8 protein-coding genes and 1 pseudogene are annotated in these 10,725 nt (G+C 59.8%); 1 reads left to right on the top strand and 8 read right to left on the bottom strand.

Annotation, left to right across the window (positions count from 1 at the left end):
- Positions 1-225: 225 nt before the first annotated feature.
- Positions 226-1,578, bottom strand: coding sequence for a hypothetical protein (locus NKH03_RS33215; protein WP_352873594.1), 1,353 nt, complete (start codon positions 1,576-1,578; stop codon positions 226-228).
- A 197-nt stretch (positions 1,579-1,775) separates the two neighbouring features.
- Here NKH03_RS33215 and NKH03_RS33210 point away from each other — a divergent pair, with 197 nt between their 5' ends.
- Positions 1,776-2,222 (top strand): hypothetical protein, encoded by a 447-nt coding sequence (locus tag NKH03_RS33210; protein WP_502913582.1) that lies wholly within the window; start codon positions 1,776-1,778, stop codon positions 2,220-2,222.
- Here the strand turns inward: NKH03_RS33210 and NKH03_RS33205 are convergent.
- The 7 genes and pseudogenes from NKH03_RS33205 to dctP form a co-directional block, all read right to left on the bottom strand.
- Complete coding sequence (locus tag NKH03_RS33205; protein WP_352973115.1) at positions 2,197-3,744, bottom strand: phosphopantetheine-binding protein; 1,548 nt, start codon at positions 3,742-3,744, stop codon at positions 2,197-2,199. The genes NKH03_RS33210 and NKH03_RS33205 overlap by 26 nt on opposite strands.
- The gene (locus NKH03_RS33200; protein WP_352973114.1) at positions 3,693-4,775 is read right to left on the bottom strand and encodes an AMP-binding protein; all 1,083 of its coding nucleotides are present in this window, start codon (positions 4,773-4,775) and stop codon (positions 3,693-3,695) included. The genes NKH03_RS33205 and NKH03_RS33200 overlap by 52 nt, the downstream gene beginning before the upstream one ends.
- 545 nt (positions 4,776-5,320) lie before the next feature.
- A pseudogene (locus NKH03_RS33195) lies at positions 5,321-5,482 on the bottom strand (FadR/GntR family transcriptional regulator); the annotation flags it as partial.
- A 123-nt stretch (positions 5,483-5,605) separates the two neighbouring features.
- The gene (locus tag NKH03_RS33190; protein WP_352873598.1) at positions 5,606-6,361 is read right to left on the bottom strand and encodes a DUF4336 domain-containing protein; all 756 of its coding nucleotides are present in this window, start codon (positions 6,359-6,361) and stop codon (positions 5,606-5,608) included.
- 550 nt (positions 6,362-6,911) lie between these two features.
- The gene (locus tag NKH03_RS33185; RefSeq protein ID WP_352873599.1) at positions 6,912-8,282 is read right to left on the bottom strand and encodes a TRAP transporter large permease; all 1,371 of its coding nucleotides are present in this window, start codon (positions 8,280-8,282) and stop codon (positions 6,912-6,914) included.
- 2 nt (positions 8,283-8,284) lie between these two features.
- A complete protein-coding gene (locus NKH03_RS33180; RefSeq protein WP_352973112.1) occupies positions 8,285-9,388 on the bottom strand; it encodes a TRAP transporter small permease subunit in 1,104 nt (367 codons plus the stop codon).
- 70 nt (positions 9,389-9,458) lie between these two features.
- Positions 9,459-10,577, bottom strand: coding sequence for a TRAP transporter substrate-binding protein DctP (dctP, locus tag NKH03_RS33175; protein ID WP_352873603.1), 1,119 nt, complete (start codon positions 10,575-10,577; stop codon positions 9,459-9,461).
- Between the last annotated feature and the right edge of the window lie 148 nt (positions 10,578-10,725).

Here is a 10,725-nt window from a genome sequence, read left to right as displayed (position 1 = left end):
GAAGCCATCGCCCGAACGGGCCTGGAAGACTTCGGTGATAGTCACGCGCTGACCGGCTCGCTGGGCTTCCGCGTCAAGTGGTGAGCTAAGCCCGCTGCTGGTACTTACAAGCAGCGACGTCCCGCTCTTGAACAGCAGCCGTGGCTGTTCACACACATTCCGTCCAGCGTCGCCCTGATGCTGGCGGCGCTTGCGCCGAGGCTCCTCTGGCGCGCCGAGTGCTGATCAGATCGACTTGAGGTACTCGATCAGATCACTCTTTTCCTGGTCGGTCAGATCAAGGCCGAGATGGCCGTCATAGTGCTCGACAACGTCGTGGAGGGTGGCAAACCGGCCGTCGTGGTAAAACCCTCCCTTGTGGATTTTTTCCATGTTCCAAAGTGCCCGTAATGATGCGGTCCGGTAGCGCTCGTCCGGGGATCGCATCGCCTGGAAGTCGTCGATGCCGATCTCGTCGGCCGTATGCAGGTTCCAGCCCGGTTCGGTAAAGAGCGGCGGGACGTGGCAAGTCGCACATTTCGCTTTGTCATTGAAGAGCGCCTCTCCCTTCTGCGCCGCAGCGCTGTCGAAGACGCTCTCGGGCGGTTTGGGGGTTGGCAGCGAGAGCTGATAGAAGTGAAGTGCCGGCAGCTTGGCGGTGATCCGGTCTTCCTTGTCCTGCTTGTGGCCCTGCTTCGTTCTGGCTGCGACGGGATATTTCTCAGCGTCATCAAGACGCGGATCGTAAAACACGCCCTTCCCGTGCATCTCGAGGTTGCCGACGTAAGCGTTCCAGTAGCTCACTGTGCCCCACGCTCCGGTCCACGTGTGATTGTTCACGCCGGCCAATCCGAATGCGGGCGGATTGAGCGTGGCGGACGTCTTGCCGTCCGGGCGGAAAGCCTTGCCGTCGAGGTTCAGTTCGGCATCGAATTTGCCGGGCCCCCAGGCCTTCACCGCTTTTTTCACGTCCGCTTCGGGTATTTGCAGCATCTCGGTGAGCGCCGTGAGATCAGGCGCCAGGGCAACGATCGCCCCGATGTTGAGGTCGCGGTTGGGCCAGCCATCGAGTCTTTGCCCGATACCAGGCGCGTAAGCGTCATCAACGGTCGAATGGCACACCGCGCACTGGATACCCACCGACGTCAGCGTCTTTCCGTCCTCGGCGAAGAATCCGGTCACCCCGACCACGGCATTGGCCTTGAGCAGTAGAAGCGTGCTTGCCGGATCGGCGAGATCAACCTCGCCCTTGTTGAGCGCCTCGGCCACATCTTTGGGGATAGCGTTCACGTCGACCTTTAAGCCGAGTTCGAGGGCCTTCTGTGGGCTCAGGCCCGGCCCGATGCCACCCAGCTTCTCACCTGCGATCGCCTCGTGGAGTTTAAGTTTGCCGCCCCAAAATTCCTCGCTGCCGAACGTGTCGAAGCGGAATGTCTCGCGGCCCTCTTCCAGATATCGCTTGGCCTGCTCGGCGGCAGCGTTGTCGAAATCCTTCCCGCTTATTTTTCCTTTAGCGCTCATTTGAGCGGCGGCGGGAATCAAAGTTGAAGAGAGCAGAAGGGCGAAAATTATCTCTGTACCGTTGAAACGCAAAGGCATGACACGTCCCTCCTCAAGACATCGGCAGTCTTTGGCTTCGCGGCCTGAATTCCACGCAAAGCGGAGTGCAGCCGAATTACATTCGAACCTTCTAAATCAACAAAGGTTCCCGTTATCCCGCCGGTAGTCGAAAAGCATCTCGACGGGTTCGCCGAACCGCAGCCTAGTCACCGACTGATTGACCGCCGTGGCAGAGGGTGGACCGGCATGCCCGCACCACCGCGCATCTGTCGTCGGTGTGCGACGACTACTTTTCGGAACTGATCAAATTGCGCAGCGAGGAACTGGCGCGGCTTGATTATCAAAGCCAATCGACCGCCATCGAGCGTATCGAGTCAATCCGGGAGGCCGAGAGCATCGCATGCGACTTCCGGCGCCTCGACGGGTTTCTGTTTCCGGCCTCGGGAAAACACGAATCCGACCTCGGGCGCGAACTGAACGCCGGTCTGAAAATCGGTGTCGCGGTCGAAAAAACATGGGCCTACCATTTGCGTGCTTCTCGGATGCGCTGGCCCGCTGACCAGGCGACTTTCCACCCCGCTCAAGCATCTCCGCGGGCTGGCGGTCGGCATCCGCGCGCGCGGCGGTATCCTGTACCCGTTCTCCGGCCACACTGTCTTATTCGGCTGCTTCCAATGGGCTGACGAAGACATGGCTCCGCCAACCGCGGCGGGAGGCTCGCCGATACGCAAGCCAGCCGACCAATTGCTTTTGCAACCAGAATGCTGCCAAGCCTGATGCGAGACCGATCGAAATGGCCGCTGCCGCGCCGGAAGGCTGCTGCGTGCCCAGGTCGAGTTGCGGAAGCAGCCAGTCGGGGATTACGCGGTGAAAAAGATAGATGTGATAGCTGGCGGCAGAGACCGGCAGGATGAGGCGCGCCGCCCAACCGGGCAATGTAATGCGTGGAATGAAAAGCAGGACGTAGACCGCGCCGAGCACCAGCATGAACTTGACCCAGGAACCTGTCCAATTGCCGCCCGACCAGGCCAGCACCAGGCACAGAATAGTGGTGACGGAAAAGAACGCCTTCCGTTTCGGCGGCGTGTCGAGGAAGTACAGGCACCAGCCTAGGATGGCCAAATAAAGGATGTCAGGCAGTGTGAATATCTGCGGCCCGCCGATGTACCAGACGAGTGGCGTGAGGAACTTGGCTGCTACAGCAATTGCCAGCACGAAAATGCCAGAAGCGAGCGGCATTGCATGTGCGATGCAACGCGCCTGCGGAATGGAAAACAGGATCACCAATAAAAGAATGGTCTGCGCATACGCCTCAACGAACCAGTAGAGATACGGCACCATGTGCGGCGGTGCGGCAAAGCCGAGATTGCCACTCAGAAAGACCGAAGGCCATAGAACCTCGCCACGCGCCAGGGAGAAACCCGCGACGATGGGCGCATAGAGTGCAAGGTTGGCTGCCAGCGGCCGCAACACCGCTAGACCATCACCGGCGAACAGCCTCTGGCGCTGAAAGCGAGCCAGGCTGAACCCGACCAACATCACGAGTGTGGCGGCTCCGCCCGGAATGGGCCAGAGCGTTGCGTGATGGATAACAACCAGCAGGATCGCGGCAGCACGCAGGACCAGTTGACTGTCGATGGACCGATTATGGTTCTTGGGTTCGGCTGTTGGGGCAAGGTCGCCAAGGGGCATGGTTTCCCATCCCTCCGGCAGACTCCCGAGTTCACGTTCCAGGGTCAGCGAGAGCTGCACATAGAGCAGCGAGTCGCCGCCGAGCTTTTCGAAAGTGTCGCTGGGACCAACTTGACGCGGATAGAACGCATTCCTGAAGGCGTCCAGGACATTCGTGGCCATCTGCTGGCGCGGAGCTCGCAGGCGAGCCTGGAGTGAAGCATAGTCGATCTTCCCCGAGGCGAGTTTCCGCAACGACGTCGCCCTGCCGACTTCGAGGTGCGGCCTTGGCAGTCCGCTTGCAGCCATCATGACCTGGAGCACCTCGTCGTCGTCGACATTGGCTGTCGTCACCATCGCCAGAATGCGCTCATCGTCTCCGACGACTGCTGCGGCGATCCCAGCTTTCTCAAGCGCCGTTTCGATCGCGTCGTGGCTCAGGCGTAGGCCCGCGATCTTCGACATCCGCTTGCGGCGACCGACTATCGAATAGAACCCGCGATCATCACGCTTTGCGATGTCGCCTGTACGCAAATCCGGACTTCGTGTGCCGTTGCCAGATCCGTCCGTCGATGGGCATAGCCCATCATCACATTGGGACCGTTGTAGATGAGTTCGCCCGGCTCGCCATTTTGTTCGATTGGCCGGCCGTCTTCATCAGCCAACCAGAGTTTGCCGCCCGGGATGGCAATGCCGATGCTGCCCAGATTGCCCTCGAGCTCGCCGGGGGGAACATAGGCGATGCGAGCGGTTGCCTCGGTCTGCCCATACATCATGAAGAAGCAGCCAGAGTTGTCCGCGAGATGGCGCCGAAAGGTCTCGGCCAGAGCTTGTTGCATGCGTCCGCCGGCCACCGTCATGAAACGCAACTCAGGCAAGTCGTGCCTTCGGAAGCCGGCGTGGTCCATCATTTCGAAGGAATAGGGAACGCCACTGATATTGGTACAGCGCGCTTCGCGCATCTCTTGAGCGAAGGCGGCGTGGAAGGCACCGTGTTTCGGGAAATAGGTGCTGGCACCTGCCTCTAGATGAGAGTTCAGGACCGAGAGGCCGTAAGAATAGTGGAATGGCAGGATAAGCGCCGCCCGATCCCGATGGCCGAGTTCCAGATAGCTGACAATGGCCCCCGCATTGGCCTCGATTGCGGCGGCTGACAGGCGAACATACCGGCTCTTGCCGGTGCTGCCGGAGGTACCGAGCAGCACGGCGAGATCGGGATGCGGTGCGCCATTGGACTCCCCGGCTTCCGTGCGGCAGCGCCAGCGGGCGTCTACGCGTCTGCAGATGATTTCAGGCGAATAGTCGGCGACGAAGTCCTCCAGAGCCGACGCGTCGCAGGGCGGGATCAATGCGACGGCGTGCTTGCCGTGCATAGCTGCCAGATAAGAGATGACCGCGTGTTCCGTCGGCTCGGCTGCTACCGCGACTAGCTTTTTCTCCGGTCCGAACTCGGCTGCCAACGCTGTGACACGCCGCGCAAGATCGCGGTAGGTGATCGGCGTGCGTCCGGGAAAGATCAGCGCCGGACGATCGCCGTGTTCTTCCAAGCGCCGGGTTAACTCCATCCCCCTGATCTCCGTCAATTTGAAGAGGCCTATTGCACCCATCAGTGCAGTCGGGGACGGCGGCTATCACGTTTGTTGAGTGACTGCATCAACTTTTACCGGTTGTTGGCGCGCGACGGAGGGCGAGACTACGATGTCCAGCGTTGTCGCCGGCAACGTCTGCTATCGGGCAACAGCGAAGATCACCTCAATGACCGACTGCGCGTTGCCACCATTCGCAACGTGGGCAATGTGGATCACCGTTGGGTCAACGGCGTGAGTTTCGGCAGCCGACGAATTTCCTCAAAGGTCAGATCGGGTCATGCGACGCTCGCAACTGATCGACTGCAAGGGTCGGAGCTCGGTCGTTTTAGAGTGATTTGGGTTTTGGCAGCTAGAGCGACCCGGCACGAGGCGGTCCAGGGCGTGGCAGAGCGCGTCTCCTGGGGGACCCGCAAGCCAGTGCCATCCCCGCCGCCGACTAACCCCGGCGGCGGGCGCCTTGCCAACGTTCGTGGCCCTAAGTCGCAAAGGCGTATGCGGCCCTCAACCTCGAAGCGCAATTAGCGCTCACGGACCGTCGGACGCGAGATTCCCAACTGGTCAGCCAATTCCCGCTCCGTCGGCAGACGATCGCCAACGCCAAACTCGCCAGACCCGATCAGCTGTCTCAGTTGATCGGCGACCTGTCGATAGAGCCGACGCGGCTGAATAGCCTGAGTAGGCATCGCTCCCTGCTCCCCAAGTCGTCTTTTATCTAATTTGGCGAAATTTGGTCAATTGGTCTGGCCAATTGACCTTTAGTGTGGGCAGCAGGACTCAAGAGCGATGAGCCCCCCGCGACGGACAAACTACTTTTCGTAGTTCGGGGCTCCGAATATCCGTCGGATCACCCTGTTAGCATCCGCATGAAAGCAGCGGCCATGGCTGAGCACAATTCGCTGCGGTTGCCATGAGTAAATCGTTGCGATGGTCGCCTTCGCCTTTCGCCGCTGGACGATCAGCGGCAGGCGCATTCCGAAGAATATTTGGCCGTAGGGATGATACATCCCAGCGATCTTGGTCGCCGTTCGCCACGGTTCGGAAATCTTGTCCAGTTCGATGTTGATGATCGTATCGGTGAGTATCAGCGTCCTCGAAGGCTTATGGAAGAAAATGAACTCCTTGAAATAGCCGCCGGGAAAAAGCAGTTGGTCGATCTCCCGACGCCATTCTTCGGGCGGACTGACGTCGAGATCTCTCGTGAAGTCGATATCCACATGCCGTGCCCGTGCCCGCCGGCGCACACCTGGAGAGGCCCAGGAGATCGTTTCAGGAAAGGCCCTCGCCCATTCTCCGATGTGGGCATAATGGAATTGGTTGGGCGACACGAGATGGCGAACCCTCCCCAGGCCGCGCAGTTCCCTAGCCAGTCTCTCGTCTAACTTGATCGGCGAATGGAGGAAGAGGTCGCCGTTTGAGAGGCGCACGACTGTCATTCGGGTGGTGAACGGAAGCGGCAGCCTGATTCCGCCTACAGTCAAATATTCCAATGGTCCATCGACGATGCCGATGTCCGGCGCGAGCGGCTTATAGACGTTGATTGGCTCGTAGAGAGATGCACCCATGTTTCAAGTTCCAAACATGCCGGCGAAGCCGAAATTACCGGGTGGCCTAGGCTGACTAATGCTCCGAAAATCCTTGGGCGAAATCGGTCCTCTCAGAAAGTGCATCCGTCCGGTGCAAATCACCAGGCCTCATCTGAACGATTCCCACGGCCGGATACGCTGGGGTAATCCCTTTCCTTCAAAGCTGTCCCCAATGTCATATCCCGCGCGCGCTGGCGATCTGCCGCAAGCAGGAACTTCATGACGACATCCTTGTTCCTGTCGCGGCGCTCGCTCACGCCTCGATACCAGATCGGCGCGCCCGGTCGAGTGGCGCAAGCGGTTGGGCGGGCGCTGGCCCGGTTGCCTGTACGGCTCGTGGCGTAAGTTGGTCAGCCAGCAAAGACGGCCCAGTAAACGCATCGTAACCGGGGAGGACGTGGGTCCGTCTTCGCGTTCGACAGGAGCACGCCTGAGAGGGCGGCAGACTCCTATAGCACCGCCTCCCGTCTCGCAACTCGCCCGCTGGTGGCGGTGGCGGTGGCGAAGGTTGGATACAGTTGTTCTGCGTCTAATTGGTCACATAGACCATTTTGGGCAACCACAGCGTGATGGCGGGAAATACGATGCACAGAGCGACGCCGATCGCTTGCAGGCACAAAAACGGAACGGCGGACCGGAAGATCGTGGCCATGGTGATCTGAGGTGGGGCGACGCTCTTCAGGTAGAACAGCGAATAGCCGAAAGGCGGGCTGAGGAAGGCCATCTGCATATTGACCATGAAAATAATGCCGTACCAGAGCGGCACATCGCCTGGAGCGACCCCGGGCAGGCCAAACAGCCCATCGAACTGCAGGCTCTTCAATATCGGCAGGAAGATCGGCACGGTAAGAAGCAGGATACCGACCCAGTCGAGGAACATGCCGAGCACGAACAAGATCACCATCATCAGCACAAGCACGCCATAGGCCGCCAGTCCGGTGCCGAGAATTGAATCAGCGACGAAGGTCTGGCCGCCCTTGAGAATGAAAAAGCCGACGAACATTGTGGCGCCAAAAAAGATCCACATCACCATGGCGGTCGCCTTCAACGTGGCGATGCCTGCATCGCGAATGGTGTCCCAGTTGAGTTGGCGGTGGGCTGCGCAGACGATAAAGGCTCCAAAGGTACCGATTCCCGCCGCCTCCACAGGTGTCGCAATGCCGAGGAAGATGACACCTAGAACGAGGATGATGAGCAGGATAGGCAAGATGGTACGGCGCAACAGCTTCATTTTTTCGACGAAGCTCACCCGCTCGTCGACCGGCAGCGCCGGACCCAGTGCAGGGTTAATGTAACAGCGCAGGGTTACGTAGGCGACATACATACCCGACAGCAGAAGGCCCGGGAAAACCGAACCGACGAGCAACTCACCGAGCGACTGCTGGGCCACAACCGCATAGACGATCGCCATGACCGAGGGCGGGATGAGGATGCCGAGCGTGCCGCCGGCGAGCAGAGCCCCACAGGCGAGCTTGGCGTCGTAGTTCCGCCTCAGCATCGCCGGCAGCGCAATCATTCCCATGGTCACCTCGGTCGCGCCAACGACACCGACCATGGCAGCAAGCAACGTGCAGGAGATGACGGTGGCTGAGGCGAGGCCGCCTTTCAGCCCACCGAGCCATTTGTAGACGACATCGAACAGTTCCTCGATGATGCCGGCCTTCTCAAGGATCGCCGCCATGAAAATGAACAGCGGCACGGCCGAGAGCTGGTAATCCGTCATGAACGGGAAGATTCGCGAGGGGAGCATATTCAGCATCGCTGAATTGCCGAACAGAAACAGGAAGAGCACGGCGAGGCTGCCCGTGCAGAAGGCCATTGGCAGGCCGAGCAGCAGAAGCACGCCTAGTCCGCCGAACATGAGGACGCTCAGCCACAGGATCGGAAGCTCGAGCCCCATCGCTATTCGCCCCTTCCCGCCACGGTTGCGATATCGCGCAGCAGGCGGGACAGGCCTTGCAGAATAAGCAGCGCCGCGCCGATCGGCATGGTGAGTTTTACTGGCCAGTACTGGATGCCCCACTCGGTGAATGATCGCTCTCCGATCGCCATCGCGTCGCTGGCGAAACGCCAGCCCGTTACAAGCAGGGCGCCGGCAAAAAGAAAAAAGAAAAAAGAAGTGATGATGTCGCATATCGCGCGGCCGCGCGACGAAAGCTGGCTGTAGACGATGTCGACTCTGACATGAGTCTCGTCGCGATAGGCGTAGGCGCCGGCAAGCATGTATTGCATACCGAACATGAGGAACATGCTCTCGTGGACCCAATTGGTCGGTGAATTGAAAATGTAGCGGGCGACCACCTCGTAATAGTAGGCGAAGACGGCGAGCACGGCCCAATACGCGACGAGTTCGCCCGTCACTCGCACGAGCCAGTCGACCGGCCGAAAGGGCGGCAATGGTGGCCTCACCGCGCTGAGGGGCACGCCTGTCTCCAGAGGATGCGCCAATAGCGGCGTCGGCATGGTCTCACGTTGCCGCCGCCGCCTTACAAGACCTGGCAGAAGGAAGGCGTCGCCGAGGAGAAGAATCCCAAGCAGGACACCGGCGATGCGTGCGTATCCGTTCGCGCGATGGAGACCAGCGGTCGAGGCGGCGTGACGATCGCGCGCCGGCGTGGCATCAGCTTGAGCTTTGGCAAGACGCTGGGCTGCTCCAGCCTTGCCGGCGGCGAGGTCGGACTGGGCGCGCGTGAGCAGCCGTTCAGCGTGCTCGGCCTCGGAGCGGGCGAGAGACAGGCTTTCACGGGCAGTGCGTATGTCTGCGCTGGTCCACAGGACCGCTAGGAAGAACGGAATGAAGACCAGACCCAAGGCGCTCTTGAGATAAAACCGGTGCATCCCAAGAAAGCCGGCGGTGACCAGGAAAAGATAAGCCAGGAACAGGCCCGGTCGGCCGGCGTCGCGCCGCTTTTGCTCGCGAGATACGAGCCAGGCGGCGACCAGCGGGAACACGCCCAGCGTCGACCAGTAGAGCCAGTGCGGCATGACGAAGGTAAGTGATGGCATGGAAGCAACTGCCGGTGTTGAAAACCGAGCGAAAGAAAGCGCCCGCCTCTATCTGGGCGGGCGCCGATGTCTACAGGTTGATCGACAAGCCTTGATACATATCGGGCGTGACGTAGCCGACCGTTGGGTTTTCCATGACTTCCAGCTGCAGCTTGAAGATGCGGGCGGCATCTTTGTCCTTGTTGGCCCATTCGAACCAGATCGGGACCGCAATCTCCTGGAATCTCTGCAAGTCGTCCGCGCTTAGGCGATTGATTTCCGTGCCGGCGTCGATGAATTTCTGCCAAGCTTCCATGTCGGCTTTCTGGATCGCGCCGAAATGGGTGTTGGAATAGACTTGTACCTCGCCCTCGATGAACTGCTTGAGATTGTCGGGAAGCTTGTTCCAGACATTCATGTTGACCGCGAAATCCATCAAGTCGACGGGTTGGTACATCGACATCAGGCCGGGGGGACCCATGGAAATGTACTTCGTCACCTGCTGGAAGCCGAGCGCCCAATTAACCGCCGGGCCGGTATAGTCAGCGGCGTCGATCGTGCCCTTTTCCAATGCCGAGAAAACCTCGCCGCCGGGCAGCAGTGTCGTCTTGGCGCCCGCCTTGGCAAACGTCTCGGCGATCATGCCGCCCGGAACGCGCAGCTTCAGATCCTTGAAATCGTCAAAGGAGCGGATTGGAGTTTTCGAGTGAATGATGTTGGCTCCATGATGGATGCGGTTAACGTAGTAAAGCCCCTGCGCGGCGTAGATATCGCGACAGACCTGCAATCCGCCCTTGGAATAGAAGAAGATGTCCCATTCATGCGGATAGCGAAGGCCCATCGTATAGGAGCTCATAAATGCGGTCGCCGGGAGTTTTCCCGCCCAGTACAGTGAGAACGAGTTCATGGCTTCCAGAACGCCGTTCTTGACCCCGTCGAAAAGTTCAAAGTCCCCGACGATATCCTTGGCCTTGAAAGGCTGAAGCTCGAGCTGACCGTTCGTTTTGTCCTTGATCGTTGCACACCACTTCTGAAAGGTTTCCAGACCGACGCCAGCCGGCCATGAGGTCTGTATCTTCCAGGTTATCGTCTCGGCCGCCTCGGCCTTGCGCACCCAGGGCGCCGCAATGGTGACGGTCGCTGCGCCGGCAGCGAGCCCACTGGTTTTCAAAAAATTCCGCCGCGATGTGGGTGACTTGTCCTTCTTCATTTTGTTTCTCCTCCCTTAGTTCGGCGGACTCCGAACCTCAGAACGTCCGTCGCATGCGACATTAAGGTCGCGTCCCCACAGGTGGTGTAGCTCGGCGGTAGCGAAGCCGCTCGCGAGCGCGCTCTCGATAGCGCTGTAGCGAGCGAGC

This window comes from Mesorhizobium sp. M1406 (assembly GCF_040317555.1).
Taxonomy (GTDB): domain Bacteria; phylum Pseudomonadota; class Alphaproteobacteria; order Rhizobiales; family Rhizobiaceae; genus Mesorhizobium.
Note: the sequence above shows the minus strand (reverse complement) of the source record. Positions and strands in the feature narration are given on the sequence as shown.

Coding starts and splice junctions, on each gene's coding strand:
- NKH03_RS33215 (WP_352873594.1), bottom strand. CDS start 1,578: ATGCCTTTGCGTTTCAACGGTACAGAGATAATTTTCGCCCTTCTGCTC.
- NKH03_RS33200 (WP_352973114.1), bottom strand. CDS start 4,775: ATGGAGTTAACCCGGCGCTTGGAAGAACACGGCGATCGTCCGGCGCTG.
- NKH03_RS33190 (WP_352873598.1), bottom strand. CDS start 6,361: ATGGGTGCATCTCTCTACGAGCCAATCAACGTCTATAAGCCGCTCGCG.
- NKH03_RS33185 (WP_352873599.1), bottom strand. CDS start 8,282: ATGGGGCTCGAGCTTCCGATCCTGTGGCTGAGCGTCCTCATGTTCGGC.
- NKH03_RS33180 (WP_352973112.1), bottom strand. CDS start 9,388: ATGCCATCACTTACCTTCGTCATGCCGCACTGGCTCTACTGGTCGACG.
- dctP (WP_352873603.1), bottom strand. CDS start 10,577: ATGAAGAAGGACAAGTCACCCACATCGCGGCGGAATTTTTTGAAAACC.